Origin of the sequence: Streptomyces anthophorae, assembly GCF_049310305.1 — a bacterium.
Classification (GTDB): Bacteria; Actinomycetota; Actinomycetes; order Streptomycetales; family Streptomycetaceae; genus Streptomyces.
Genome location: NZ_JBLWQQ010000001.1, coordinates 751,540 through 777,241, shown reverse-complemented (window position 1 = coordinate 777,241; position 25,702 = coordinate 751,540). Strand labels below are relative to the sequence as shown.

24 protein-coding genes are annotated in these 25,702 nt (G+C 71.1%); 14 read left to right on the top strand and 10 right to left on the bottom strand.

Features of this window, described 5'->3' with window-relative positions; all coding sequences use genetic code 11:
• Positions 1–25 precede the first annotated feature (25 nt).
• The 4 genes from ACNYS0_RS03390 to ACNYS0_RS03375 are packed head-to-tail and all read left to right on the top strand — an operon-like array spanning position 26 to position 3,927.
• Positions 26–952 carry an ABC transporter permease gene (locus ACNYS0_RS03390; RefSeq protein WP_422412823.1) on the top strand — a complete coding sequence of 309 codons (927 nt, stop codon included), beginning with the start codon at positions 26–28 and terminating at the stop codon, positions 950–952.
• On the top strand, positions 945–1,838 hold the full coding sequence (locus ACNYS0_RS03385; protein ID WP_422471124.1) for an ABC transporter permease: 894 nt from the start codon (positions 945–947) through the stop codon (positions 1,836–1,838). The genes ACNYS0_RS03390 and ACNYS0_RS03385 overlap by 8 nt, the downstream gene beginning before the upstream one ends.
• Before the next feature lie 8 nt (positions 1,839–1,846).
• Positions 1,847–2,887: an ABC transporter ATP-binding protein gene (locus tag ACNYS0_RS03380; RefSeq protein WP_422471123.1), complete on the top strand. Its 1,041-nt coding sequence runs from the start codon at positions 1,847–1,849 to the stop codon at positions 2,885–2,887.
• On the top strand, positions 2,884–3,927 hold the full coding sequence (locus ACNYS0_RS03375; RefSeq protein ID WP_422471122.1) for an ABC transporter ATP-binding protein: 1,044 nt from the start codon (positions 2,884–2,886) through the stop codon (positions 3,925–3,927). Before ACNYS0_RS03380 ends, ACNYS0_RS03375 begins: the two co-directional genes overlap by 4 nt.
• 150 nt (positions 3,928–4,077) lie before the next feature.
• Here the strand turns inward: ACNYS0_RS03375 and ACNYS0_RS03370 are convergent, their stop codons facing one another.
• Entirely contained in the window at positions 4,078–4,374 is a 297-nt protein-coding gene (locus ACNYS0_RS03370) for a ribosomal protein L7/L12 (RefSeq protein ID WP_422471121.1), read from the bottom strand.
• Between the two features lie 73 nt (positions 4,375–4,447).
• Between ACNYS0_RS03370 and ACNYS0_RS03365 the strand changes: the two genes are divergently transcribed.
• Together ACNYS0_RS03365 and ACNYS0_RS03360 are read left to right on the top strand one after the other, a co-directional pair.
• Complete coding sequence (locus ACNYS0_RS03365; RefSeq protein WP_422471120.1) at positions 4,448–5,653, top strand: cytochrome P450 family protein; 1,206 nt, start codon at positions 4,448–4,450, stop codon at positions 5,651–5,653.
• A gap of 90 nt (positions 5,654–5,743) precedes the next feature.
• Positions 5,744–6,511: a hypothetical protein gene (locus tag ACNYS0_RS03360; RefSeq protein ID WP_422471119.1), complete on the top strand. Its 768-nt coding sequence runs from the start codon at positions 5,744–5,746 to the stop codon at positions 6,509–6,511.
• A gap of 31 nt (positions 6,512–6,542) precedes the next feature.
• Here ACNYS0_RS03360 and ACNYS0_RS03355 read toward each other — a convergent pair whose 3' ends face one another.
• The gene (locus tag ACNYS0_RS03355) at positions 6,543–7,133 is read right to left on the bottom strand and encodes a CGNR zinc finger domain-containing protein (RefSeq protein WP_422471118.1); all 591 of its coding nucleotides are present in this window, start codon (positions 7,131–7,133) and stop codon (positions 6,543–6,545) included.
• A gap of 89 nt (positions 7,134–7,222) precedes the next feature.
• Between ACNYS0_RS03355 and ACNYS0_RS03350 the strand changes: the two genes are divergently transcribed.
• Positions 7,223–8,455: an aminotransferase class V-fold PLP-dependent enzyme gene (locus tag ACNYS0_RS03350; RefSeq protein WP_422471117.1), complete on the top strand. Its 1,233-nt coding sequence runs from the start codon at positions 7,223–7,225 to the stop codon at positions 8,453–8,455.
• A gap of 43 nt (positions 8,456–8,498) precedes the next feature.
• Here the strand turns inward: ACNYS0_RS03350 and ACNYS0_RS03345 are convergent, their stop codons facing one another.
• The 5 genes from ACNYS0_RS03345 to ACNYS0_RS03325 form a co-directional block, all read right to left on the bottom strand.
• Entirely contained in the window at positions 8,499–9,410 is a 912-nt protein-coding gene (locus ACNYS0_RS03345; RefSeq protein WP_422471116.1) for a phosphotransferase family protein, read from the bottom strand.
• 148 nt (positions 9,411–9,558) lie between these two features.
• A complete protein-coding gene (locus ACNYS0_RS03340; RefSeq protein WP_422471115.1) occupies positions 9,559–11,922 on the bottom strand; it encodes a GH92 family glycosyl hydrolase in 2,364 nt (787 codons plus the stop codon).
• A gap of 218 nt (positions 11,923–12,140) precedes the next feature.
• Positions 12,141–12,440 (bottom strand): DUF3592 domain-containing protein, encoded by a 300-nt coding sequence (locus ACNYS0_RS03335; RefSeq protein ID WP_422471114.1) that lies wholly within the window; start codon positions 12,438–12,440, stop codon positions 12,141–12,143.
• Positions 12,441–12,501: 61 nt separating this feature from the next.
• A complete protein-coding gene (locus tag ACNYS0_RS03330) occupies positions 12,502–13,404 on the bottom strand; it encodes a class I SAM-dependent methyltransferase (RefSeq protein WP_422471113.1) in 903 nt (300 codons plus the stop codon).
• 44 nt (positions 13,405–13,448) lie between these two features.
• Positions 13,449–14,345 (bottom strand): NADP-dependent oxidoreductase, encoded by an 897-nt coding sequence (locus tag ACNYS0_RS03325; RefSeq protein ID WP_422482441.1) that lies wholly within the window; start codon positions 14,343–14,345, stop codon positions 13,449–13,451.
• Between the two features lie 155 nt (positions 14,346–14,500).
• Here ACNYS0_RS03325 and ACNYS0_RS03320 point away from each other — a divergent pair, with 155 nt between their 5' ends.
• The 4 genes from ACNYS0_RS03320 to ACNYS0_RS03305 all read left to right on the top strand — a co-directional run bounded on the left by ACNYS0_RS03320 (position 14,501) and on the right by ACNYS0_RS03305 (position 19,376).
• On the top strand, positions 14,501–14,914 hold the full coding sequence (locus ACNYS0_RS03320) for a winged helix-turn-helix transcriptional regulator (RefSeq protein WP_422471112.1): 414 nt from the start codon (positions 14,501–14,503) through the stop codon (positions 14,912–14,914).
• Positions 14,915–15,196: 282 nt separating this feature from the next.
• Positions 15,197–16,699: a flavin-containing monooxygenase gene (locus tag ACNYS0_RS03315; RefSeq protein ID WP_422471111.1), complete on the top strand. Its 1,503-nt coding sequence runs from the start codon at positions 15,197–15,199 to the stop codon at positions 16,697–16,699.
• A gap of 48 nt (positions 16,700–16,747) precedes the next feature.
• Positions 16,748–17,716, top strand: coding sequence for an AurF N-oxygenase family protein (locus tag ACNYS0_RS03310; protein ID WP_422471110.1), 969 nt, complete (start codon positions 16,748–16,750; stop codon positions 17,714–17,716).
• A 52-nt stretch (positions 17,717–17,768) separates the two neighbouring features.
• A complete protein-coding gene (locus ACNYS0_RS03305) occupies positions 17,769–19,376 on the top strand; it encodes an FAD-dependent oxidoreductase (RefSeq protein ID WP_422471109.1) in 1,608 nt (535 codons plus the stop codon).
• 45 nt (positions 19,377–19,421) lie between these two features.
• Here ACNYS0_RS03305 and ACNYS0_RS03300 read toward each other — a convergent pair whose 3' ends face one another.
• Positions 19,422–20,111 (bottom strand): TetR/AcrR family transcriptional regulator, encoded by a 690-nt coding sequence (locus ACNYS0_RS03300; protein ID WP_422471108.1) that lies wholly within the window; start codon positions 20,109–20,111, stop codon positions 19,422–19,424.
• 245 nt (positions 20,112–20,356) lie between these two features.
• Here ACNYS0_RS03300 and ACNYS0_RS03295 point away from each other — a divergent pair, with 245 nt between their 5' ends.
• Positions 20,357–20,962: a YdcF family protein gene (locus tag ACNYS0_RS03295; RefSeq protein WP_422471107.1), complete on the top strand. Its 606-nt coding sequence runs from the start codon at positions 20,357–20,359 to the stop codon at positions 20,960–20,962.
• 7 nt (positions 20,963–20,969) lie between these two features.
• On the opposite strand, the gene ACNYS0_RS03290 is transcribed toward ACNYS0_RS03295, so the two are convergent.
• Positions 20,970–23,312, bottom strand: a complete 2,343-nt coding sequence (locus ACNYS0_RS03290; protein WP_422471106.1) for an ATP-binding protein — start codon at positions 23,310–23,312, stop codon at positions 20,970–20,972.
• 331 nt (positions 23,313–23,643) lie between these two features.
• On the opposite strand from ACNYS0_RS03290, the gene ACNYS0_RS03285 reads away from it, so the two are divergent.
• Both ACNYS0_RS03285 and ACNYS0_RS03280 read left to right on the top strand, forming a co-directional pair.
• The gene (locus tag ACNYS0_RS03285) at positions 23,644–24,081 is read left to right on the top strand and encodes an SsgA family sporulation/cell division regulator (protein WP_422471105.1); all 438 of its coding nucleotides are present in this window, start codon (positions 23,644–23,646) and stop codon (positions 24,079–24,081) included.
• A 94-nt stretch (positions 24,082–24,175) separates the two neighbouring features.
• Positions 24,176–24,856 carry an AroM family protein gene (locus tag ACNYS0_RS03280; protein ID WP_422471104.1) on the top strand — a complete coding sequence of 227 codons (681 nt, stop codon included), beginning with the start codon at positions 24,176–24,178 and terminating at the stop codon, positions 24,854–24,856.
• A gap of 14 nt (positions 24,857–24,870) precedes the next feature.
• Here the strand turns inward: ACNYS0_RS03280 and ACNYS0_RS03275 are convergent, their stop codons facing one another.
• Positions 24,871–25,647 carry an IclR family transcriptional regulator gene (locus ACNYS0_RS03275; protein ID WP_422471103.1) on the bottom strand — a complete coding sequence of 259 codons (777 nt, stop codon included), beginning with the start codon at positions 25,645–25,647 and terminating at the stop codon, positions 24,871–24,873.
• Between the last annotated feature and the right edge of the window lie 55 nt (positions 25,648–25,702).

The window sequence follows — 25,702 nt, the reverse complement described above, 5'->3', positions numbered from 1 at the left end:
CCCCGACACCACAAGGAGATCCACGATGTTCAGGTATGCGCTCCGGCGCCTGATCATCATGGTGCCGATCGGGATCATCGTGACGTTCATCGTCTACGCGATGGTGTTCGCCCTGCCCGGCGACCCCATACAGGCACTGTCCGGCGACAAGCCGCTCGCCCCCTCGGTGATCGCGGCCAAACGCGCCTACTACCACCTCGACGATCCGCTGTTCTCCCAGTACCTGCACTTCATGGGAAACCTGCTGCGGGGCAACCTGGGCCAGACCTTCGACGGCCAGGACATCGGTGAACAGCTCGCCCTGCGGTGGCCGGTCACCCTCCAGCTCGGACTGACCGCCCTCGCCATCCAGACCGTCTTCGGCCTGCTGTTCGGCATCTACGCCGGCTGGCGGCGTGACGGGCTCGTGGACCGGGCCCTGCTCGGCGCCACCCTCGCGGTGCTCGCCGTGCCCGGACTCGTCGTCATGTTCTTCGCCCAGTCCCTGTTCAGCGTCCAGCTCGGCTGGTTCCCGGTCTCCGGCAGCGCCGACGGCTGGCCCACCAGCTATCTGCTGCCCGCCACCGTCCTCGGCGTGCTCGGCTTCGCCGGGCTCGCCCGCATCACTCGTACCAGTCTCGTGGAGGTGGCGGGCGCCGATTTCGTGCGCACCGGACGCGCGAAGGGGCTGTCCCCGCAGCGGATCCTGTGGCGGCACGTGCTGCGCAACGCCCTCCTCCCCGTGATCACGTACATCGGTCTCGATCTGGCCGGCACGCTCGGCGGCGCGATCATCACCGAAGGCATCTACAACCTCAACGGCATCGGCCAGTTCATGTTCCGCTCCATCGGAATGAAGGAGGGCGGAGTCGTCGTCACTCTCTCCACAGTCCTGCTCATCGGCTACATGGTCGTCAACCTGATCGTCGACCTGCTCTACGGCCTCCTCGACCCGCGGGTGCGTCATGTCTAGCCCCGCCCTGGTCGTGGCGACCGAGATCGAGCCGACCGCGGAGGACGCCCCCGCGGGCGCCGCGGTCCTGCGCGAACTGCTGCGCAAGCCGCGGTTCGTCCTGTCCGGTGTGGTGATCCTCGTCATCGTGGCGATGGCGGCCTTCCCACGCCTGTTCACCTCCACCGATCCCACCGCCTGCAATCTGCGGTACAGCAAGATCGGACCGTCAGCGGCACACTGGTTCGGCTACGACATCCAGGGCTGCGACTACTTCGCCAACGTCATCTACGGCGCCCGCCCCTCGGTCCTCGTCAGTGTCTCCGTCAGCCTCGTCGGCTTCGTGGTGGCCTGCACCCTCGGCATGCTCGCCGGATACTTCCCCGGCTTCGTCGACGGCCTGGTCTCCCGCACCGCCGACGTCCTGTTCGCGCTGCCCGGCCTCGTCGCGATGATCGTCATCCTCCAGGCCTTCTCGGCCCGTTCGGTGTGGACGATCGCCTTCGTCATCGTGCTGCTCGGCTGGCCTGCCGGGATGCGCCTGATGAGGTCCACGGTGCTGTCCGTGCGCAGCCGCGAGTACGTGCTCGCCGCCCGCGTGCTCGGCGCGACCGCCCCGCACATCCTGCGCAAACACATCTTCCCCAACTCCGTCGCGCCGCTGCTCTCCCTCACCACGCTCTCGGTCGGTGTCGCCGTCGGCACCGAGGCCGCGCTGACCTTCCTGGGCATCGGACTGCAGCCGCCGACCATCTCATGGGGTCTGCAGATCGCCATCGCCGCCTCCTACCGCGACGACATCCATCTGTTCGTCTTCCCCGCGCTGTTCCTGACGCTGACGGTGATGTCCTTCATGATGATGGGCGACACCGTGCGGGACGCGCTCGACCCGAAGCTGCGGAGGTGAGCGCGGACATGACCGCCACCGACACCGTCGAGCACACCGCCCCGCTACTCGAAGTCACCGACCTCACCGTAGAGTTCGACACTCAGAGCGGCACCCTGCGCGCCGTCGACGAGGTCTCCTGGACCCTCTACCGGGGCAAGACCCTCGTCGTCCTCGGCGAGTCCGGTTCCGGCAAGAGTGTCTCCACTCAGGCCATCACCGGCATCCTCGACAGCCCACCCGGACGAGTCCGCGCGGGCAGCGCACTCTTCGACGGCCAGGACCTGATCGCGATCCCCGAGAAGGAACGCCGCCGGATCATCGGCAGCCGCATCTCGCTCGTCTTCCAGGACGCCCTGTCCGCCCTCAACCCCGTGCACACCGTCGGCCGCCAGATCGCCGAGCTGTACCAGGTGCACCGCGGCATGTCCCGCAAGGACGCCATGCGCGGGGCCGCCGAGATGCTCGACCGGGTCGGCATCCCCAGCGCCCGTGCGCGGGTGCGTGACTACCCGCACGAGTTCTCCGGCGGCATGCGCCAGCGCGTCATGATCGCCATGGCGCTCGCGCTCGGTCCCGAGGTGCTCATCGCCGACGAACCGACCACCGCGCTCGACGTCACCGTCCAGGCCCAGATCCTCGAACTCCTGGAGGAGATCCAGCAGGACAGCGACATGGGCGTCGTCCTCATCACCCACGACCTGGGCGTCGCCGCCGAGATCGCCGACGACCTCGTCATCATGTACGCGGGCCGGGTCATCGAATCGGGCCCCACCCCGCTCGTCCTCGGCGCTCCGTCCCACCCCTACACCCAGGGCCTGCTGCGCTCGATGCCGTCGAGCGAGATGAAGGGCCTCGAACTGCCCGCCATCCCCGGCACCCCGCCCAACATGCTGCGCCTGCCGACCGGCTGCCCCTTCAGGCCGCGCTGTCCCAAGGCGATCGACCTCTGCGCCACCGAGCGCCCCGAACTGCGTGTCCTGCCGGGCGGCCCCCGCAAGGCCGCCTGCCACCTCGCGGACACCCTCGACACCACGGACACCCCCTCACTGGCCGGAGGCGCCTCATGAGCGACGTACTCCTCCAGGCGACCGGCCTGGCCAAGCATTACGACACCGCGCCCCGTCTCCGGCCCGGACGCACCAAGTCCCTGGTCCGCGCCGTCGACGGCGTCGACCTCGAACTGCGCAAAGGGGAATCCCTCGGCATCGTCGGCGAGTCCGGCTGCGGAAAGTCGACCCTGCTGCGCCTGCTGTGCGCGCTGGAGCGGCCCACCGCCGGCAGCCTCACCTTCGACGGACAGGACGTCGGCCGGTTGCGCGGCGCCGCACTGCGCCGCTGGCGACGCCGGGTCCAGGTGGTGTTCCAGGACCCGTACGCCTCGCTCAACCCGCGCATGAAGGTGCGCGACATCATCGGTGAGGGCTTCGACGTCCATCCCGACGCCGTCCCGAAGCAGGGGCGCCGCCGCCGCGTGGAGGAACTCCTCGAACTGGTCGGTCTGGAGCCCGCGCACGCCGACCGCTTCCCGCACCAGTTCTCCGGCGGCCAGCGCCAGCGCATCGGCATCGCCCGCGGTATCGCCCTCGGCCCCGACGTCCTCCTGTGCGACGAACCCGTCTCAGCCCTCGACCTGTCGGTGCAGGCCCAGGTGGTCAACCTGCTGCTGCGCCTGCAAAGGGAGTTGGGCCTCAGCCTGGTCTTCGTCTCCCACGATCTCGGCGTCGTCCGCCATGTCTCCGACCGGATCGCGGTCATGTACCTGGGCAAGGTGGCCGAGTACGCGGACGCCTCCCGCCTCTACGAACGCCCCGGCCACCCCTACACCCAGGCCCTGCTCTCCGCCGAACCCTCCCTCGACCGGATCCGCAGACCCGACGCCCCGCGCCGCCGCCGCATCGTCCTCGCGGGCGACCCGCCCTCCCCGGTCAACCCGTCTTCGGGGTGCCGGTTCCACACACGGTGTCCGGTGGTGCGGGACGTGTGCCGACAGGTGGAGCCGGAACTGGTCCAGGTGGACGGGCGGCTGGCCGCATGTCATATCGCGGAGGAGCTGCTCGGGGCGGACGGCGGGGCCGTGAACGCAATGGGTGCCGGACGGGAGGGGTGACGCATGACGCGCCGGTGCGTTCGTTCACCGCGGGGCCCCTGTCCGCGAACGGCCGTACCGCCTGCACCGCCGACCAGGGCGTGGACCATGTCACCCGGATCGAAGTGGCGCGCTGACGCCGACGGCCAGGAAGTGCGCCCCGCCCTCGCGTCAGCGCCCGCCCGACTCGATGCGCTCGACCTCGTCCTTCGCCTCCTTGAGGCCCACGCCGGTCGCCTCGCGGTAGGCCTTGATGGCCTCGATCTTCTTGCCGTCCCGCACCAGGGCGCGTACACCGTCGAGTCCAGGGACGAGCGTGTCGGTCCCGATCTCCAGGTGGTCGATGATCAGGTCCAGCTTCCGCTCGACGCGGGCGGTCCTGCGGTCGGCGCGGTCGACCTTGCGCTCGATGGTGCCTGCCGTGATGAGTACGCCGACCAAGAGGATGAGTATCGCTGCGATGTCCATGATCCCTGATCCTAGGCAACGCCGATGACGCGAACGGCACGCGAATCGTCGTACGGCGTTGGATCCTGAGGTCATGACCGACCCGACCCAGGATCCCCGCTTCCTCAGGGACCCGTACCCGACCCTCGCCGCCATGCGGGCCGACTGTCCTGTGCGGCCCGTTCCGGCAGGCTCCGGCGGCCGCACCAACTACGTGGTCACCGGCTACAAGGAGGCCAGGGAGGCGCTCCACGACCCGCGGCTCTCGAAGGACACGGCCGTCTTCTTCGCGGGAGAGGATTCAGGCCGACGCCTGCACCCCGCGGTCGCCCACACCATGCTCGCGAGCGACCCACCACGGCACACCCGGCTTCGCCGGCTGGTGACCAAGGCGTTCACGACCGGGGCGGTCGCGCGGCTGCGCCCGTTCATCGCCCGTGTCACGGACGAACTGCTGGACCAGTGGCATGCCGAGGAACCCTTCGACTTCGTGACCGGCCTGGCGGTGCCGCTGCCGGTCGTCGTCATCTGCGAGCTGCTCGGCGTGCCACCGGGCGACAGGGGCGACGTACGGCGATGGTCCGCGGAGCTGTTCGCCGCGGGGGAGCCCGGTGTCATCGACGACGCCTCGCACGCGATGGCGGAGTACATGGCGGGACTGATCGAGGCCAAGCGTCGCGACCCCGGCAGCTCACTCCTGGACCGGCTCATCGCAGCGCGCGACGGAGAGGACCGTCTGACCGAGGAGGAACTGGTCTCCCTGGCCGTCCTGTTGCTCGTGGCCGGTCACGAGACCACCACCCACGCCCTCGGCAATGCGGTTCTCGCGCTGCTCCGGCATCCGGACCAGCTGGACCGCCTGCGGCGCAACCCGGACGAGATTCCCGGCGCTCTGGACGAACTCCTCCGCTTCGACTCCGCGGTGAGCACCTCCACCTTCCGGTTCACCGCCGAAGCCCTCACGCTCGGCGGCACCGAACTCCCGGCCGGAGTACCTGTATTGGTGGCGATCGGGGCGGCGAACCGGGACCCGGCGAGGTTCCCGGAGCCGGACGGGCTCGATCTGGACCGCGACGCCACCGCGCATCTCGCCTTCGGTCACGGCATCCACCGCTGCGTCGGCGCGCCCCTGGCCAAGGCGGAGATGGAGATCGTGCTGCGGGCCGTCCTGGCGCGACACCGGCACATCCAACTGGCGGTGCGCGAGGACCAGTTGACGTGGCGTCGCACTCGCCTCGTCCGGGGACTGTCCTCGCTTCCCGTCCTGGCCCCGCGGGCACAGGCGCCCACCACCGATTAACAGGTCGTGCGGTTCCGCCCCCTCCGGTAAGGTCGGGATCTTCAGACGGCCGAGGCCGCTCTGGAGTCCTTGAAGGTATGGGCCCACGTCATGCATGCAGCCGACCACCCCGCCCGTCGAAGACTCGACGCCGCCCTGGCCGATCTCGCCACGGTCTTCCGCGGAATGACCGCACACCCGGACGAGTCCAACTGCACGTGTCACTGGGGGAGCGAGGAGGAGCTGGCCCTCCTCAAGGTGCCCGACGTGGACCTGGATCCGGATCTCCTGCGCCGCACATGGCAGGCCGTCGACTGGACGGATCACGGCGCGGTCCTGCGCCGCATCCTGCCGCAGTTCGCCGCCGCCCTGGTCGCCGGGCGCGTCGATGGGCTGTTCGGTCTTGAGGAGGCGGGGGACTCGTTCGCCCGTGGCCGCTGGCAGCGGTGGCCCGATGCGCAGGCCGGTGCCGTACGCGAGTTCCTGCACGCCTGGTGGGCCCAGAGCCTCACCGGCCCGGACGCGGCCGTCCCGGCCCACCAGGTGATGGCGATGTGCGCCGAGGCGTCCGGCACGGTCGGCCCCTGGCTCGCCGACTGGGAGCGGGAGACCGGCCCCCTCAGCGACCGGCGGCTCGTGGAGGCGGCGGAGGAGTGGGAGTACGAGCTGCTGGGCGACCGGCTCCCGTGGTACGTCAACTGGTACGAGAACGACGAGGACCAAATGAGCGCGGAATTGGCGGCCTGGCTCCACGGCCCCGGCGCCGCACGGCTCCGTGCCGCCGGCGCCCCGCAGGAACTCCGCCACCGGATAGGGCTGCTCGCACTCACCGGCGAGGACCGCTGGACGCACCCGCACTGGCCGGGGCATCGCTACTGATGTCCGGGGGGGCCAGGAGGCCCGCCCCGTGTCACTGCTGCTTGCGTGCCGCGTAGGAGCGCGCCGCCCGCACCCGGTTTCCGCAGCGCGTCGTGCACCAGCGGCGGGCGCCGTGGGAGCGCAGGAACCAGCGGGCGCAGTTCTGCGCGGCGCATTCGGTGAGGCGGTCGGCCTCCTGGCCGACGAGCAGGTCGGTCGCGTCGTCGGCCAGTTGGGAGAGCGCGGCGGCGACCGGATTGCCGGTGTCGGGGGTGTCGGCGCGGTGCGGGCCGGTCGTGGACCAGGCGAGCCGGGGCGTCGAAGGGGCCGCGGCGAGCGCGGAGTTGAGGGTGGCCAGGGCGTCGGCGGGCGGCGGCCCGGAGCCGTCCGCGCGAGCGCGCAGCAGGGTGCGTACGGCCTCGCGCAGTCCGAGAAGTCGCCCGTGCTGCCGCCCGTTCAGCGCTGTCCGGTCGGTCAGCAGCTCGTGCCGCACGAGCCACAGGTGTGCGGCCTCGGTGTCGTCGAGCAGGTCGACGGCGCCATGGCTGAGGTCGAACCGGGTGTTGACCAGGGCGAGCGAGAGGAAGCGCTCCTCGCCGGGGACCGGAGGCTGGCGCAGATAGACAGGGTCGGCTTGATCCACGCCCTCATGCTAACGCTTGCCATTCTCCGTGAGAAAGCCTAGCGTCGCTCACGTTAAATGAGACTGGAAACCGTGAGAGGTGGTCGGCCGTGGGATTCGACGTCGACGCAGTGCGCAAGGACTTCCCGATTCTCGGGCGCACGATGGACGGCGGCGCACGCCTCGTCTACCTCGACTCGGGCGCCACCACCCAGAAACCGCTCCACGTCCTCGACGCCGAGCGGGACTTCTACCTGCACCACAACGCGGCCGTCCACCGCGGCACCCACCAGCTCGCCGACGAGGCCACCGAGGCGTACGAGAACGCCCGGCACAAGGTCGCGGGATTCATCGGCGCCGCGGACGACGAGATCGTGTTCACCAAGAACACCACCGAGGGCATCAACCTCGTCGCGTACGCCCTGGAGAACGCCCGCAGGGTCGGCCCCGGCGACCGCATCGTGGTGACGGAGATGGAACACCACGCCAACCTCGTGCCCTGGCAGCAGCTCGCCGAACGCACGGGCGCGACCCTCGACTGGTTCGCCCTCACCGACGACGGCCGCCTCGACCTGACCCGCGCCGACGAACTCCTCGACGAGCGCACGAAGGTCCTCGCCCTCACCCACCAGTCCAACGTCCTGGGCACCCTCAACCCCGTACGCGAACTCGCCGACCGCGCCCACGCGCACGGCACGCTCGTCGTGGTCGACGGCGCCCAGTCCGTCCCGCACCGCCCCGTCGACGTCCACGACCTCGGCGCCGACTTCCTCGCCTTCTCCGGCCACAAGATGCTCGGCCCGAGCGGCGTCGGCGTGCTGTGGGGGCGCGGCGAACTCCTCGCCGCACTACCGCCGTTCCTCACGGGCGGCTCGATGATCGAGGTCGTCGAGATGGACCACTCGACGTTCCTCCCGCCGCCGCAGCGCTTCGAGGCCGGTGTCCCGATGGCGGCGCAGGCGGTGGGCCTGGCCGCGGCCGTGGACTACCTGACGGCACTGGACATGAACGAGGTGGCGGCCCACGAGGACCGGCTCACCGAACACGCGCTTCGCCTGCTGGCCGAGATCCCCGGCGTCCGCATCGTCGGACCTGCCGAGCCGCGCGACCGCGGCTCGGCCGTCTCCTTCACCGTCGACGACGTCCACCCGCACGACATCGGCCAGATCCTCGACCAACGCGGCATCGCCGTCCGCGTGGGCCACCACTGCGCCCGGCCGATCGTGCGCCGCTACGGCATCCCGGCGACGACCCGGGCGTCCTTCTACGTCTACAACACACATGCCGAGGTCGAGGCGCTGGCGGAGGGAGTCCGCGAGGCGCAGAGCTTCTTCGCGAGGTGACCGTGGGGGAGGCGCCGGGGCGGCGGCCCGGTGTGCCATGACGTCACGCGGACGACATCAGCCCGGTGACATAGGCGTCCAGCCGCCGCTTCACAACCCGCGTGGTCAGCTCCGTCCTCCCCGCGTCCCGCCACGGTCGAGCCACCACCTCCACCTCCTCCGAGAACGCCAAGGCGTCCCGCACCCGCCAGTACAGTCGCTCACCCGGTTCCCCGGCGAGCACCCCGCCGGCCTCCTCGTAGGCGTCGGCGAACCGCTGCCCCCACTCAGGGCCGTGCACCAGGGCGAGATTGGTGCAGGTGTGCGCCACGTCGAGGTCCGCAGGACCCCAGGAGGCCCCGGCCCAGTCGACGACACCCGTGATCCGGGTCGTCGGGGTGTCGAAGAGTACGTTGCCGAGGTGGAAGTCCCGGTGCAGGAAGCGCCCTTCGTAGGGCGGCGCGGGCTCACGAATGACGTCGATGGCCGCGGCCCACGCGGCGGCGTCGGCGCCCTCGGGAACCACCACGGTGTCGGCGGTGGTCAACGCCTCGTACTTCGGCGGCTGTTCAGCGGGACACACCTGGTGAATCGCCACGAGCTGACGCGCGAGCAGCCGGACACGAGTCTCAAGCCCTTCGTCGCACAGGTGCGTACGCCCGGGCAGACAGGTCATCAGGAGCGACGGATACTCGCAGTGCGCCGCGGTCGGATCGGCCGCGATCAGCCCGGGAGCCGGTACGTCGGCGGCCCCCGCGAGCACACCCAGCGCGCCGCTCTCCCGCTCCAGGGCCTCCTCGGCACGATCCACGAAGAACGGATCGACGTAACTCCGCAGCACCAGCTCACGGCCGCTGCCACCCGGCCCGGCCACCGTCAGTCGCCGCATCTCGGCGGTGACACCACCGTGCAGCGCCTCGATCCGCACGACCCGCTCACCGTCACCGAGCGCCCGCCGCACCCACGCCCTCGTCAACGGCCGGACAGTGGCTTCCTCATCAGCTGCGCCATCACCTTTGATCACCGTGCCAGCGCATCATCCGGAGGACGGCCCGCACAAGCGTATTTCGCGGAAGCAGCCCGGGCGCGGCTCCCCATGAGCCGGGAGCCGCGCCCCGACCACCTCAGTCCCCGGCCACCGCCGGCGGCGCGACGTCCGCGCCCCAACTCGTCGGCTTGTCCGAGAGCTTGACGCCGATCGTGCCCGCGCCGAGCAGGTCCTTGTGGGAGAGCCAGCTCTGGCGCAGCGGGGTGCCCTTGCCCGTGGTCACGGACGAGACGTACTGGAGCTTCGACGCGTCCGCGCCCGGAGCCGCGATGCTGATCCTGCGGCCGCCTGCCGGGCGGATCTCGACCTTGTCGAACATCGGGGCCGACAGGACGTACTTCGCCGAACCGGGCTGGACCTCGAAGACACCGGCCATGGCGAAGACGAGCAGCGACGACGTGGCGCCGAGGTCGTCGTTGCCGGGCATGCCGTACGGGTCGTCGGTGAACAGCGTCCGCATGGCCCGCAGCACCGCGGAGGTCTTCCACGGGGTGTCGGTCCACGTGTACATCCACGGGGCGTGGAAGTCGGGCTCGTTGTTCGGGTTGAACGCGAAGTTGTTGTGGTAGTCGTACGCGCCGGTCACCCACGACTCCTTGGCGGCCTTCGCCGGGTCGCTGAGCACGGTCGGCATGTCGAAGAACGTGTCGAGCCGCTGCTCGGCGGCCTTCTTGCCGCCCATCAGGCCGTACAGCGCCTGCGGGTCCTGCTGCGCGAGCCACTGGTACTGCCACGCCGTGCCCTCGTGGAAGGCGCCGGACTGCGTCGGGTCGCTGTCACCGGCGACGCTGCCGTCGGCGTTCCTCGTCACGGGGAACCCGGTGAAGCCCTGCGAAGTGACGTCGGCGTCCCACAGCTTGGCGAAGTTGCCGCAGCGGGAGGCGAGCGTCGCGGCCTTGTCCTTGTGGCCGAGACCGTCGGCCATCGTGGACAGGGCGCAGTCGCCGAGCGCGTACTCCAGCGTGGCCGACCCCGCCTGGCGGCTGTCGCCGAACTTGTAGCCGGGCAGGTTCTGGTAGCCGACGAAGCCGTTCTTCACGTACGTCGGGTTGCCGTCGCGGCCACGGAAGGTCGACTGGTCGGAGGGGACCTCGTTGACGTTCTTCCAGAGCGCGTCGAAGAGCTCGCGCGAAGTGCGGTCGTCGAGCAGGCCGCGGTTGTAGAGGTCGACGATGAACGGGGTGACGGGGTCACCGCTCATCACGTTCGTCTCACTGTTTCCGAGGCCCCAGCGAGGCAGCCAGCCACCGTCCTTGTAGACCCGCAGCAGGGACTTGGCCATGTCGGCGGCCTTGTCCGGGTGCAGCAGCGCCACCAGTTGGTTCTGCGAGCGGTACGTGTCCCACAGCGAGAACATCTGGTAGTACGGCGAATCCGAGCGGTGCACCTTGTCGTCGAAGCCGCGGTAGCGGTTGTCGACGTCGGAGCCGATCGAGGGGTGCAGCAGCGATCGGTACAGGGCGCTGTAGTACGTGCGCTGGTCGGCGGTGGAGCCACCGGCGACGCGCATCCGGTTCAGCTCGCTCTTCCAGGCATCGTGCGCTCCGGAGCGGGCCCGGTCGAACGAACTCGGCTGCTCGGCGCCGCGATTGAGGCGCGCACCGTCCACCGAGGTGTAGGACACGCCCACCGACGCGCCGACCTTGTCACCCTTGGACGGGTCGAACGACAGCCAGGCACCCGCGCGCTTGTCGCCCCGCGAGGCCTCGCGCTGGCTCGGGGTGAGTGTGCCGTCGCTCCAGGTGCCGAACTTCGAGAACGACCGGTTGAACCTGGCGCTGAAGAAGACCCGGTAGCGCTCCTTGCCGGTCTCCCCGCAGAAGTTGCCGCCCTGCACCCATCCTTCGACGGTGTTGTCACCGACGACCTTGATGTCACCGGCGTAGGTGCTGCCGTTGCTCTCCCCGGCCTCGATGAGGACGTTCTCCGCGCCCGAACCGCTGGGGAAGGTGTAACGGTGCTGGCCGGTGCGCTTGGTCGCCGACAGCTCGGCCTTGATGCCGTTGTCGAACTTCACGCCGTAATAGCCCGGCGAGCGGGTCTCGTTGTCATGGCTGAACTTCGCGCCGTACTGCGCCGGATCGGACGAGGTGACCGCGCCCGTGGTCGGCATGAACCGGATATTGCCCATCGTCTGGCAGCCGACACCCGACAGGTGCGTGTGGCTGAAGCCGAGGATGGTGTCCTGCGCGTAGTCGTACGAGGCGTACTTGTTCAGCTGTGTGTCGGGGCTCAGCTGGACCATGCCGAAGGGCGTGGTCGCGCCGGGGAAGGTGGTTCCGTCGCCGTTGTTCCCGATCGAGGTGTCGACCAGGCTCGTCGGGTCGGCGGCGAAGCCGGGCCCGGCTTCCCGGGCGCTGGCGACCCCGGGGGTGAGGCTGGCGGCGGCCACCGTGGTGACGACGAACGCGGCGGTGACGGTGCGTATCAGCGAGCGCAACGGGTGCGGCGTGCGCCGCGACGCGAGGGACCTCAGCGGTCTCGGTGAGTTCTGCGAGCTCGGTGGCGGCGACGCTCTCATCGCGACCCTCTCTTTAGACAACGTTGTCGGTACGGTTCCTGTCGATCTTTGTCGTGAGGGAGGGGGTACGTCAATGGATGGGGTCGCAGGGGCTGTTGAGGGGAGGTGTCCTCGGCCCGGTGGGAACGGCGTTTCGCTCAGCGGCCGGTGACCAGCAGCCAGACGCCGATGGCGGTGAAGAGCGCGCCGCCCACGGGCAGGCCCCTGACGCCGGACGAACCGGCCTGGAAGGTGTGCCGGCCGCCGTACGTGTCGACGAACTCGACCACCGCGAAGTGGACGGGGCCGCCGTGCCGTCCGGCGTCGCTCCGCTCGTGGCGGACCACCAGACCTCCGGCGCGGATGCCCTCTCGCTGGAGGCGGTACTGGACGACGGCCTCACGGACGCCGAAGCCGAGGGCGGCGAGCCCGGCCAGGAGTGACATGGCGATCCACATCGTGGTGTCCTCCTCCCCGTTGTACGCGAGCCATTGGTGACTGTCGTCCGGGGAGGAGACGTTACGTCGAGGGCGTGTGGTTCCTGGTCGCGGGCGTCTCCGCCACCGCCACCCGGCCCGACCGAAGGGAGGCCCGGCCCCGCGCCGGACTGCCGAGGGACTCGGCGAGGGTGAGGAGGGTGTCGTCCGACGTCACCGACCAACCGTGTTCGGCGAGGAGGGCCGCCAATTGCCGCGGCTTCCACAGTGAGCGCCACGGCTCGCCCGCCGTGACGGAGCTGCGGAGCACGCGTGTCAGCAGGCGTCCCGCGGTCGCCTTGGCCGACGGTGCCTGGTAGTTGACGACGAGCGTGCTGCCGGGAGCCGTACGCGCGGAGAGCGTGGCCACCGTCGCGCGGACCTCGGCGCGCGTGAGGTAGGGGACGACGCCCTCCCACAGCCAGGTCGTCGGTGCGGCCGGATCGTGCCCGGCGGCGGCCAGCGCGGCGCCGAGGTCGTCGACCGCGAAGTCGACGGGTGTGAAGCGGACGGAACGTGCCGCGGGCGGCAGCTCGGCGGCCTCCGCGAGCCGGTCTCGCTTGTCCTGCTGGGAGGCGGGGTGGTCGACCTCCCACACATCGGTGCGGGCGAGTGCGGCCAGGCGCCAGGCGCGGGTGTCGAGACCGGCGCCGAGGATCACGAGCTGGCCGCTCGGACGGGCGCGCAGGGCCTCGTCGATGGCGACCGTGCGCGGCACCGCCACCTCGACACACGCCCGTACGCTCTCGTACGTCATCCGGGCCCGCCAGTCCTTGGGCGGTGTGCCCGCGCGCACCTCGGTCACGGGCGCCCGCTCCGCCTCGCGCAGCAGCCGTACCGCCACCGGATCGGCGAACCCGCCCGCGCCGGCCTTTCCGTCCGCGGCCGCCCTGCCCTGGCACACCAGCACCGCCGTCCGGCTGGCGGCACGCCCACTCTCGCTCATGAGGTCGTATTCAATCGCACCCGCCGTCACCGGGGGCGGGCGGATCAGGGGACGATCACGATCCGTCCCCGCAGGCCGCCCTCCGCGAGGCGCGCGTGGGCCGCGGCGGCGTCGGCGAGCGGGTAGAGCTCGGCGACGCGGGGGAGCAGCGTGCCCCGGTCGGCGAGGCCCGCCAGGTCCGCGAGCTGGGCGCCGTCGGCGCGCACGTCCAGCGCGTGGACGCGGATGCCGCGCTCGGCCGCCGGCTCCTGGCCGGGCCAAACGCCGACGTAGGCGCCGCCGTCGCGGACCGGAGCGAGGGCCGCGTCGCCCAGAACGGCGGCGTCGACGACACCGTCGAAGGTGGCCGGAGGCGGTGTCTGCTCGCGGGACAGGAAGTCGTCGGCGCCGCGCGACCGGAGGAACTCCTCGTCGCCCGCGGAGGCGAGCGCGGTGACCTTCAGTCCGCGGTGGTGTGCGAGCTCCACGGTGTGCGCGCCGACTCCACCCGCCGCGCCCGTCACGAGCAGGCTCTGCCCGGGCTCGAGCGCGGCCAGGTCGAGTGCCTGCGCGGCGGAGAGCGTGTTGAGGGGGAGGGCCGCGGCGTGCGCGTCGTCCAGGGCCTGAGGGGCGGGCGCGACGGCGTCCGCGTCGAGGACCGCGTACTCGGCGTGGGTGCCCAGCGGGGTGCGGTGTCCTGTGGCCAGGCCGAGGACGCGGTCGCCGGGGGACAGGGACGCGCCGGGGCCGACGGCGTCGACGGTGCCCGCGACGTCCCAGCCCGGGCCGATGCGCTCGCCGTCGCCGCCGAAGACGCCCGCCCGCATCGCCGCGTCCACCGGGTTCAGCGCGGCCGCCGCCACCTTGATCCGCACCTGTCCGGGGCCGGGCTCGGGCACCGGGACCTCCGTGATCTCGACTGCCTCGGGCCCGCCGAAGCGGGATACGGTCGCGGCACGCATGAGCATGCTGATCCTCCTGGGGTGGGCCGGCCCGCGGTCGGGACGCCGCGCGGCCGTCGGTCATCTGTGGTGCGCCACCCCACCCTGCGTCAGCATGGGAGCGCGTACAAAAGGCACACGCGTGTAAGCAAGGCGGAGGGAAGGGCAGGCGCACGATGACCCGCGACCCCCGGGCGGCCGAACCGCCGCACCGGACCGGCCCCTGTGCCCGCTGGCCCGCCGAGCAGGGCGAGACCCTCCGGCAGATCGTCGAGCGGGCGGGCAACAAGTGGGCCGTGCTCGTGATCGGCACCCTGGAGGGCGGGCCCGTGCGCTTCACCGATCTTCAGCGCTCGATCCCGGGCCTCTCCCAGCGGATGCTCACCCTCACCCTGCGCCAGCTGCGCCGCGACGGCCTCGTCACGCGCACCTCCTACCCCGAGGTGCCACCACGGGTCGAGTACGCGCTGACCGCCCTGGGCGCCTCGCTCCTCGACGCGGTCACCGTCCTGATCGACTGGGCGGGCACGCACCACGACGAGATCGCAGGCAATCGAGCCCGGTTCGACAGCGGCCCCGACGCGGACTGACCGACCGACCGGCACACCGCCGCCGACGCGACCACCAGCGACAACAGGGAACCCGCCGCCAACTTCTGCGTCTTCTGCGGGCGTTCGGCCGAAAACACCGGCCTCGCAGTGTGACCCACGTCACGTTACCAACGGTATCTGAAACAGAGTGTCGCAGGTAAATTGCGGGTACCGCGCAGATGAGAACCACGTGTCTGAGTACCGCCGGCGCCCCGAGAGGCGCTGAACCCTCCGTCCCTGTCTCTCTCAGGGGCTCACGAGCGAGAGCGAGGACCCTCCGCGATGGAGCAGCAGCACGTCGACGTCCTGGTCATCGGTGCCGGAATATCCGGCATCAGCGCCGCGCGCCATGTCCTGCGCGACAACCCCAGGGCCTCGCTCGTCGTACTGGAGCGCCGCGCCCGCGTGGGCGGCACCTGGGACCTCTTCCGGTACCCCGGCATCCGGTCCGACTCCGACATGCCCACCTTCGGCTTCGGCTTCCGCCCCTGGACCGACGCGCGCATCCTCGCCGATGGCGCGCAGATCCGCCAGTACGTGGAGGATGCCGCCACCGACGGCGGCATCCTGGAGCGCACCCGCTTCGGCCGCCGCGCCATCAGCGCCGACTTCTCGCACGAGAGCGGGCGTTGGACGGTCGAGGTCGAGGACGAGGCCACCGGCGCGCACGAGTCGTACAGCGCCGGCTACCTCGTCGGGGCGACCGGCTATTACGACTACGACCAGCCCTACCGCCCCGAGTTCCCGGGCGAGGCCGACTACCAGGGCACGCTCGTGCACCCCCAGCAGTGGCCCGAGGACCTCGACCACACCGGCAAGCGCGTGGTCGTGATCGGCTCGGGCGCCACCGCCATCACACTGCTGCCCGCGATGGCCGACAAGGCCGAGAGCGTCACCATGTTGCAGCGCTCGCCCACCTACGTCCTGGCCCTGCCGGAGGTCGACCCGCTCACCTCCGTCATGAAGAAGCTGCGCGCCCCCGCCCGGCTCACCCACAAGGTGGTGCGGGCCCGCAACATCGCGTTGCAGCGCGGGAGTTACGCCTTCTGCCGCAAGTACCCCCGCCTCGCCCGCAAGGCGCTGCTCGGGCTCGTGCGCGCCCAGGCGGGCAAGAACGTCGACATGCGCCACTTCAGCCCCACGTACAAGCCGTGGGACCAGCGGCTGTGCGTCGTCCCCGGCGGCGACCTGTTCAAGGTGCTCAAGCGCGGCAAGGCATCCATCGCCACCGACCACATCGACACGTTCACCGCCGACGGCATCCGCCTGAAGTCCGGCGAGGAGCTGAAGGCCGACATCGTCGTCACCGCGACCGGCCTGAGCGTCCGCCTCATGGGTGGCATGGACCTGACCGTGGACGGCGTCCCCGTGGACGTCACGAACCGCGTGCTCTACAAGGCCGTCCTGCTCGAGGGCGTGCCCAACATGTCGCTCGTCATCGGCTACACCAACGCCTCCTGGACCCTCAAGGCGGACCTGGCGGCCGACTACACCGCCCGCCTGCTGGCGCACATGCGCCGTAACGGACACGACATCGCCACCCCGGTGGCCTCCGACGGCGACCGCTCCGAGTTCTCCGTCATGGGCGAGGCGCTGACCTCCGGGTACATCGCCCGCGCCGACAAGGTCATGCCGCGCCAGGGCACCCGAGACCCGTGGCGGCTGTGGAACAACTACTACCGCGACCGCGCCATGCTCCAGAAGTCCGCCATCGACGACGGCCCGCTGCGCTTCGAGAAGGCGGGCCGCCCGGCCGAGGTCAAGGAACCGACCCGCGCCGCCTGACCGCTCGCTCCGCCTGACCGCCCCCACCACCGACAATCGAGGACGAAGATGACCCCGAAGCTGTCCAGGAAGGTCTACGACGAGCGCCTGCGGACCTTGTCCGAGGGCTCCGTCAACGTCAACTTCAACGCCTTCATCGACATCAAGTGGGACGATCCCGAGTTCGCCGTGGACACGAGCGACACCCGCTGGGTGCTCACCTCCGCGGACGCCCTGGGCGCCCACCGCTGGTACCAGGAGCAGTCGCTCGAGACGCAGATCCGGATCGGGATCTGGCGCTGGGCGGTCATCGCCAAGGTGGGCATGCAGTTCGAGAACCTGCTCATGCGCGGGGCGCTCGACTACATCTACCAACTGGGGAACCAGAACCTGGAGTTCAGGTACCTCACCCACGAGATCACCGAAGAGACCCACCACACCCAGATGTTCCAGGAGCTGGTCAACCGCACCGGCGTGGACACCCCGGGCGGCAAGCGCTGGTTCCGCCAGCTCAGCCGGGTCCTGCCGCTGTTCGGCTCGCTCTACCCCGAGGCGTTCTTCACCGGCATCCTCGCCGGTGAGGAGCCCATCGACCACCTCCAGAAGGGCGCCCTGCGCAGCGGGGAGCCGGTGCACCCGCTGCCGCAGCGGATCATGCAGATCCACATCGCCGAGGAGGCCCGGCACATCTCCTTCGCGCACGAGTTCCTGCGGCTGCGCGTGCCGCGCTACGGCAAGGCCCGCCGCGGCGCGCTGTCCGTGCTCTTCCCGCTGATCATGCGGATCCTGTGCGACGTCATCATGATCCCCGACAAGAAGTCCGCCGAGCTGGTCGGCATCCCGGACTGGGTGATCAAGGAGGTCTTCTGGAAGTCCGAGGCCGGCCAGAAGATGCTCCAGGAGCTCTTCTCCGACGTGCGGATGCTCGCCCAGGACATCGGCCTCATGAACAAGGTGTCCCGGCCGCTGTGGCGGGCCCTGCGCATCGACGGCCGCCCGGCGCGCTTCCGCGGCGAGCCCGCCCCGCTCACCGACTGAGCCCCTCCCGTACCACCCTTCCCTGAACCGCCCGAACGGAGACCAGCCCGCCGTGCCGTACGCCGTCACCCGATCCTGCTGCGCCGACGCCTCCTGCGTGCTGGCCTGTCCGGTCAACTGCATCCACCCCGCCCCGGGCGAGCCCGGCTTCGCCACCGCCGAGATGCTGTACGTCGATCCGCGCACCTGCGTGGACTGCGGCGCCTGCACGACGGCCTGTCCGGTCGACGCGCTCAAGCCGCACACCGCGCTCAGCGAGGCGGAGTTGCCCTTCCTGGAGCTGAACGCCTCCTACTACAAGGAGAATCCGCACGACGACCGCGCACCCATGTACGTCGTGCCGAAGCAACGCGCCCTCCCGCAGGGCGAGTTGTCGGTCGCCGTCGTCGGTGCGGGGCCTGCCGGGCTCTTCGCCGCCGACGAGCTGCTGCGCCACCCCGGCGTCCGCGTCACCGTGTACGACCGGCTCCCCACCCCGTACGGTCTCGCGCGGGCCGGTGTCGCGCCCGACCACCAGGACACCAAGCAGGTCACCGAGCTGTTCCGGACCATCGAGTCGCAGCCCGGCTTCACCTACCGGCTCGGTGTCGAGGTCGGCACCGACCTCACCCACGCCGACCTGCTGCGCGAGCACCACGCCGTGATCTACGCGGTCGGCGCCGCGACCGACAAGCGGCTCGGCATCGAGGGCGAGGACCTGTCCGGCAGCGTCTCCGCGACGGACTTCGTGGCCTGGTACAACGGCCACCCCGACCGCGCCCTCGACGAGCACCCCCTCGACACCGAACGCGCCGTCGTCATCGGCAACGGCAACGTCGCCCTCGACGTGGCCCGCATCCTCACCGCCGACCCCGACGCCCTGGCCCGTACCGACATCTCCGACCGCGCCCTCGACGCGCTGCGTGCCAGCAAGGTCCGCGAGGTCGTCCTGCTCGGCCGCCGCGGGCCCGCGCAGGCCGCGTTCACCGTTCCTGAACTCCTCGCGCTTTCTGCTCTGGGGGACGTCGACGTGAGCATCGAGGGCTGGCCCGAGGGCCTGGCCCACGACACCAACGACAAGACCCGGCTGCTGGCCGAACTGGCCGCGCGCGCCCCGGTCGAGGGCCGTCGCCGCATCACCCTGCGCTTCCTCGCGGGACCGGCGCGCCTCGTCGGCGAGGACCGCGTACGGGCCGTGGAGATCACCCCGACCACCCTGCACACCGACGAGGACGGCACCGTGCGGGCCCGCCCCACCGGCGCCACCGAGACCCTGGAGACCGGCCTCGTGCTGCGCTCCGTCGGGTACCGCGCCCGGCCGGTGCCCGGACTGCCCTTCGACGAGGACAGCGCGACCGTCCCGCACGAGGCGGGCCGCGTCGAGCCCGGTGTCTACGTCGCGGGCTGGGTCAAGCGCGGCCCGACCGGGTTCATCGGCACCAACAAGACCTGCGCCCACGAGACCGTCGAGTCCCTCCTCGACGACTTCGCCGCGGGCCGCCTCCCGCAGCCGGAGCCCGGCGCCACGGCGGCACCGGACGCCCTGGGCCTCGCGGCCTGGCAGGCGATCGACCGTACGGAACGGGCGGCGGGCGCGGCCCAGGGACGCCCCCGCGTCAAGTTCACGGACACCGAGGCCCTGAGGCAGGCCGCGCGGCCCACCCCGGTCGCGGCCGGCTGACACACCGAGCTGCCGGCCGGTCGACACCGGCCGGCAGCGCCGCGCTCAGCCCCCTTCCACGTCCGCCACCCGCTGCTGCGGCGTCAGCTCCACGCCGAGGTCGCGCAGCGTCGCCTCCAGTACGGCCCACACCGAGCGGCACAGCATGGCGCGCAACTCGTCCTCGGTCTGCTCGCGTTCGGGATCGCGCATCCACTGGTTGACCGCGGTGTCCACGAACCCCACGATGCCGACCGCCACCGAGCGGATCGGCGCCCCCTTCACACCAAGCGCCGCCAGTACGTCGCTGAACCGCTCGCTCAGCATCAGCGCGATGGCCGTCTTGGTGTCAGCCACCAGCGAGCCGTCGCCCATCGCGTGCTCGGCGACGCCCATGTAGGCATACAGACGGGGGTGTTGGGCCACCCAGTCCAGGTGCGCGCCCACCACACGGTGCACGGATTCCTCGACGGTGCCCTCGAAGCTGAGCGTGGGCTCCATCCGCTTCACGAACGACTCCACCACCCGCCGGCGGATCAACTCGTCGAACGACGCGCGGTCCTTGAAATGCCGGTAGAGCACGGACCGCGGCAGGCCCACACGCTCCGCCAGACGCTGCATCCGGAAGTGCGCGCCCTCCTCCTCGATGAGCGCGACAGCCGCGTCCACCAACTCCACCTGACGCTGTGCCTTGTGCCCGTCCCAGCGGGTGGAGCGTCCATCGATCTGCGGCTCACCGCCGGTTCTCTCCGCCATCTGTCCAGGATATCGGCCCGATCCGAACACATAAGCAGGAGAGCAGTCGGAGTCGCGAGGGGGCGGGGGGCCGCACTCTTCGGCCCGAACGGCGCGTTTGCGCCACTTCGGGCGCCTCATGTGGAAACGTTCCTTCGGCAAGATGGCCGCCGCCGGGGACCTTCCGCCCCCTCCTGGGCCCCGGCGGCGCTTGCGTTCGAACCGGGCTTCCGGCCTGACGGTCCGCTGCCCGTTAGGGTCGCCGCATGCGACGGTGGACGGGTGCTGTGGCGGCGGGGGCGGCCGTGCTGGTGTGGAGCGAATGGCTGAACCGGCGCTGGTCGCGCACGCTGGTGGGTCGCGGGAGCGGCGGGCAAGCGTCGGAGGCCGTGATCGTGCTGGGGTTCCGCAACGCCCGGCCGACGGCGAACTTCGTCAACCGCTGGCGGGTACGTGCCGGGCTTCGCTCCATGTCGGCCGAGGGCGCGTGCGACACGACCCTGATCCTCAGCGGCGGCGCGGCGACCGGGCGCGGCGCCACGGAGGCCCGGCTGATGGCGGACTACGCGAGGTCGGTGCGCGGATTCGACGGCACGGTCCTCCTGGAGGACCGGTCGACGACGACGTGGGAGAACGTCACGAACGTGATCCCCATGATCGAGGATGCCGAGCGCATCAAGATCGTCTCTCAGCCCGCGCACGCACTGAAGGCCCGCGGGTACCTGCGGCGGCAGCGCCCCGATCTGGCCGAGCGGCTCGTGCGGGCGGAGGACTACCGTCCCGGCGAGTGGCTGCTCGGCAAACCGCTGCTGGCCCTCTACGGGCTCTGGGCGCTTCGCGGCCTGGGGCCCGAAGAGCGAAAGGCCGCTTGAGCGGGCGTCACTCCCCGGTCCCCGCCGTCGCGAGTTTCACCGCGATGCGGTTGCGGGAGCCGATGCCGAGTTTGGAGAGGATGCGTTCCATGTGGGCGTCGACGGTGCGGCGGGAGATGAAGAGCCGCTCGGCGATCTCCCGGTTCGACAGGCCGTCCGCCGCCATGCGTGCCACCTCGTGTTCGCGGCGGGTCAGTGACTCCCCGGAGGTCGTCCTGCGCTGGCCCGGCAACTCCGCCGGTTCCAGGACGAGTTCGTCCGCGCCGGTGAGCGCCGCCGCGAACAGGGTCTCGCGCGGTGCGGTGGCGCCCAGCTGCCACAGGTGCTCGTAGGCGTCGCCGCCCAGGCTCGAACGCGTCGCCTCCGCCGCCATCCGGTGGTTCTCCACGGAGACCGGCGCCCCGCTCAGCAGCTCGCCGCCGGTCGACTGCCACAGCGCGTCCGAACCGCCGAACAGCCAGGCGGCACGCCGGTACCGGCCGTCCCGGGCCGCGGCCCACGCCATGATCTCCACCGCGTAGCCGCAGCCGATCACGTCGCCGAGCGCCGCCTTCAGCGGAAGCGCCTCCTTCAATGCCGCCTCGCTCGCCCCGGGGTCCCCCTTCGAGTAGTGGCTCAGCCCCACGATGGTGTGCACGAAACCGCGCAGCCAGCACTCCTTCGAGCCGGCGCCGAGCCGGGCAAGCCCCTGGCCGCTGCGCTCCAGGGCGAGATCGTCCTGCCCCGAGAGGTGGTACTGGTACCCCGCCTGGACGTCCAGGCAGACCAGGCCGATGAGGTCGCCGAGCGCCGCGAGGCGTTCATGGGCGGCAACCCCGGCCCGCTCGGCGTGGTCGAAGTCGCAGGCGAAGGTGTACGCGCAGTGCAGGTACAGCCAGCCCCGGGCCCGGATCAGGGGCTCGCCGAGCCGGTCGGCGATCTCGATGCCCTCCTTGATCTCCGGGACGGCGCCGGCCGGGTCGCCCTGGAACGTCTTGATGTACCCGCCGACGACCAGTGCCCAGGCGCGTTCGGGCGTCGCGCCGGGAAAGGCCGCCGCGGACTTCTGCTGCCAGTACCGCCCTTCCGTGAGGAGCCCCGTGATCTGCCAGTACCCCCACAGTGCCCCGGCGAGCCCGGCCCCCTTCTGTTCCCGGTCGCCGCGCCCGAGCGCGAACTCCAGAGCGAGCCGGACGTCGGGGTGTTCGCGGCGCAGCGCCTGGACGCGCGGCATCTGGTCGTCGTCGATGAAGTGCCGGTCGAACTCGTCCGCCGCTTTGACGTAGCGGGCCAGATGCCGGTCGCGTGCCGCGGTCTCCTCACCGGACGCGGCCAGCTTCTCCGCCCCGTACTCACGCAGGGTGTCGAGCATCCGGTAGCGGGTCGTACCGTCGGCGCCGGTGCCGGGCCCGAACTCGTCCACCCGCTGCACCACCGACTTGTCGACGAGGTCGATGAGCACCTCCAGCACCTCGTCCGAGCCCAACTCGCCGAAACCGCAGACCTCCTCGGCGGCCGAGAGGTCGAAGACGTCGGCGAAGACCGAGAGCCGCGCCCACAGCCGCTGCTCGCGGGCGTCGCACAGGTCATGGCTCCAGTCGATGGTCGTCCGCAGCGTCTGGTGGCGCGGCAGCGAAGTGCGGCGGCCGCCCGTCAGGAGCCGGAAGCGGTCCTCCAGGCGGTCGATGAGCTGATTCAGCGGCACGGCGCGCAGCCGGACGGTGGCCAGCTCGATGGCGAGCGGCATGCCGTCCAGACGGCGGCACAGCCGCACCACGGCGTCCCGGCTGGCATCGGTCACCTCGAATCCGGGGACGACGGCCGCGGCCCGCTGCTCGAACAGCGACACCGCCTCGCCGCCCGCGTCCGACACACCGAGCGGCGACAGCGGAAAGGTGTGTTCACCCGGCACGTCCAGGGGTTGCCGACTGGTCGCCAGGACGCGGACGCCGTCGGTCTCGCGCAGCAGGACGTCCACGAGCTGGGCGCAGGCGTCCACCAAGTGCTCGCAGGTGTCCAGGACGATGAGTGCGGGCGTCTCCCGCAAGTGGTCGAGCACCACGTCGAGTTGGGGCCGCCCCGACTGTTCGGGAAGATCGAGGCAGGCGGCGAGGGTGTGCGGCAGCAGTCCGGGGTCGCGCAGCGCGGACAGTTCCACCAGGCACACCGGCACATCGGCCCCGGTGGTGCGGCCCGCGAGCGCACGGAGCGCGAGCCGGGTCTTGCCGACGCCGCCAGGGCCCACCACTGTGACGCAGCGCTGCGCGTCCAACGCCGCTGCCAACTGGGCCAATTCAGGGGCCCTGCCGATGAAACCGGTGAGTTCACGGGGGAGTTCGCCGGGACGGCGCCGCACAATGCCGAACGTCATGCAGCGAATTGTCCCGCGCGTGCGCGGCGTGTGCGGCGGGATGCGCGAAGGTCCATACGAACTGGTGAAGCACGGCATAACATTCGCTGCCGCGGTCGGCCTCTCGGTCACTCGGGTCGACCCCGATGGCGCGCCACGGCGCGAACGTGGAGCACGTGGACGACCGGCGTTGAGCTCACAGGACTGGTGTGCGAACGGTCGAACAGGTTGCGTGGGATTGATGGTCATCAGCGACTATGCCAACGGCACTTCTGACCCCGTATCTAGGTTAGTTCGAGCGCCGTTCTACGGCTCGTTCCGCGGCGCGTCTTCGGGGAAGGGAATGATCACGGTGGATCCTGGCAGGAGCAGTGAGAGGCGGCTCGAAGCGACCGTACGAGGGCTCGCCTTCGACACGGACGGCGACGCGTGCGAGCCGTGCGACGTCATGCTCCGCTACGGCGAGGACGATCCGCTGGTCGTCGCGGTGACCGTGACGCGGTTCGAGCGCCGACCCGAACACCGTTTGATGTCCCGGGACTTGCTGTCCGACGGCCTGTCGGGCGCGGCGGGCATCGGCGACGTGACGGTGTGCCCCGTCGTCGACCCCGACGGCCCACCCGGAGTGCTCCTGCGGGCCCGCGACGCGGGGCGCACCCTCCGCGTCCGCATCGGCCACCAGGCGCTCCTGCTCTACCTGGCGCGCAGCCACGCCCTCGTCGCGTTCGGCAGTGAAGTGCGCCCCGGCTGGATCGACAAGGGGATCGAGGGGCTGCTGGCGCCGCGGTGACGGCACGGGGTCAAGGGTTCCCTCATGGTCACTCGCATGTCTATCTTTCTGGAATCCAGTCTCATAATCTTGAACTCGAAGGACTCCAGAACTGATGCGAAACGTCGGCTTTCTGACCATCGGCCAGTCGCCGCGCCCCGACCTCAGCGCCGGGATCGAGGCAGCGCTGCCCCACACCGCGCGCGTGCGGCACGTCGGTGTGCTCGACGGGCCCGACCCGGCGCGGTCCGCGGAGCGCCTCGCTGCAACCCCCGGGCGCCCCACCCTGATCACTCGCCTCGCGACCGGAGCCACGGTCACCCTCGATGAGGCGGCCGTGGGGGAGGCGCTCCAGGTCCGGGTCGACGCGCTCGAGGAGGAGGGTGTCGACACCGTGGTGCTGCTGTGCACCGGCGAGTTCCCGGCGCTGCGCACCCGCAGTGCGCTGCTCGTCGAGCCGGACGCCCTCCTGACGGCCTACGTCCGTGGCGTGTTGGACGGTGTGCCAGTGGGTGTGATCGTGCCGCTGCCGGAACAGGTGGCAGCGGCCCGCGAGAAGTGGCGGGGCGTCGCGCCGGTGCCGGAGTTCGGCACGGCGTCGCCGTACGCCTCGGACGAGACCGAACTGCTCTACGCGGCCCGGGAGTTGCTGGACCGGGGTGCGGCGGCTCTCGTCCTGGACTGCATGGGATACGCCGACCGGCACCGCGAGGCGCTGCGCGCGGGCGGTGTCCGCGTGCCGGTCCTCACGTCGATGGGGATCGCCGGGGCCATGACCGGCCCGCTCCTCGCGTAGCGCGGGGCGGCGGGTCAGCCCTCGTCGGCCACGAAGCGCAGCCAGTACGGGTCGCCGATGCGCTTGCCGACGCGGGCGGCCGCCTCCCGCACCGCCCTGCCGAAGCGTTCGGTCGCTTCGTCCCGCAGCTCCGGGGCCGGCAGGGCGATGCCGATGCCGAAGACCTGGCCCGTGTCGTTGTCGAGCACGGCGGCCGAGATGCCGCCCACGTTCGGCACCCACTCGCCCTTCGAGATGTCCCAGCCGTCGACGCGGATCCGGGCCAGCGCGGCGACGAGGTCCTTGCGGGTCCGCGGGGCCGTACCGGTCGCCTGCTCGAGGCGGGCGTCGACGAGCCGCATCACCTGCGCGTCGTCCAGGCGGGCGAGCAGCGCGCGGCCCATCGAGCTGGCGTACGCGGGGGCCCGGGTGCCCGCAGGTGTGTACGCCTGGAGGGCGCCGGCCGTGCCGATGCGCATGTGCAGCACCAGCGACTCGGCCCCGTCGAGCACGTCCACGTACCCGGTGTAGCCGGTGTCGGCGACGAGGCGGGCGGCCTCCTCCTCCAGCAGGGAGACGGTGCCGCGGGAGGCCCGGAAGTGGTACGAGGCCTCCATGATCAGGCCGCCGGGGCGGTAGGCACGGGTCAGCGGGTCGCGGTCGAGGAAGCCGTACTCGGCCATCATGCTCAGCGTCCGTGACACCGAGCTCTTGGGCAGCCCGAGCTCGGCCGCGACATCGGTCACGGTGACATCGCGCTGCAGGTGCGCCATCAGACGCAGTACGTCCCGTGCGTTGGCGAGTGTGCTCACGGTTGTGCCTCCCCCGATCGTTTCCGGGTCCGATCGTATGCGCTCGGGCGCCACC

Coding starts and splice junctions, on each gene's coding strand:
- ACNYS0_RS03375 (WP_422471122.1), top strand. CDS start 2,884: ATGAGCGACGTACTCCTCCAGGCGACCGGCCTGGCCAAGCATTACGAC.
- ACNYS0_RS03360 (WP_422471119.1), top strand. CDS start 5,744: ATGCATGCAGCCGACCACCCCGCCCGTCGAAGACTCGACGCCGCCCTG.
- ACNYS0_RS03315 (WP_422471111.1), top strand. CDS start 15,197: ATGGAGCAGCAGCACGTCGACGTCCTGGTCATCGGTGCCGGAATATCC.
- ACNYS0_RS03380 (WP_422471123.1), top strand. CDS start 1,847: ATGACCGCCACCGACACCGTCGAGCACACCGCCCCGCTACTCGAAGTC.
- ACNYS0_RS03335 (WP_422471114.1), bottom strand. CDS start 12,440: ATGTGGATCGCCATGTCACTCCTGGCCGGGCTCGCCGCCCTCGGCTTC.
- ACNYS0_RS03295 (WP_422471107.1), top strand. CDS start 20,357: ATGCGACGGTGGACGGGTGCTGTGGCGGCGGGGGCGGCCGTGCTGGTG.
- ACNYS0_RS03370 (WP_422471121.1), bottom strand. CDS start 4,374: ATGGACATCGCAGCGATACTCATCCTCTTGGTCGGCGTACTCATCACG.
- ACNYS0_RS03325 (WP_422482441.1), bottom strand. CDS start 14,345: ATGCGTGCCGCGACCGTATCCCGCTTCGGCGGGCCCGAGGCAGTCGAG.
- ACNYS0_RS03330 (WP_422471113.1), bottom strand. CDS start 13,404: ATGAGCGAGAGTGGGCGTGCCGCCAGCCGGACGGCGGTGCTGGTGTGC.
- ACNYS0_RS03320 (WP_422471112.1), top strand. CDS start 14,501: ATGACCCGCGACCCCCGGGCGGCCGAACCGCCGCACCGGACCGGCCCC.
- ACNYS0_RS03385 (WP_422471124.1), top strand. CDS start 945: ATGTCTAGCCCCGCCCTGGTCGTGGCGACCGAGATCGAGCCGACCGCG.
- ACNYS0_RS03300 (WP_422471108.1), bottom strand. CDS start 20,111: ATGGCGGAGAGAACCGGCGGTGAGCCGCAGATCGATGGACGCTCCACC.
- ACNYS0_RS03310 (WP_422471110.1), top strand. CDS start 16,748: ATGACCCCGAAGCTGTCCAGGAAGGTCTACGACGAGCGCCTGCGGACC.
- ACNYS0_RS03280 (WP_422471104.1), top strand. CDS start 24,176: ATGCGAAACGTCGGCTTTCTGACCATCGGCCAGTCGCCGCGCCCCGAC.
- ACNYS0_RS03365 (WP_422471120.1), top strand. CDS start 4,448: ATGACCGACCCGACCCAGGATCCCCGCTTCCTCAGGGACCCGTACCCG.
- ACNYS0_RS03290 (WP_422471106.1), bottom strand. CDS start 23,312: ATGACGTTCGGCATTGTGCGGCGCCGTCCCGGCGAACTCCCCCGTGAA.
- ACNYS0_RS03390 (WP_422412823.1), top strand. CDS start 26: ATGTTCAGGTATGCGCTCCGGCGCCTGATCATCATGGTGCCGATCGGG.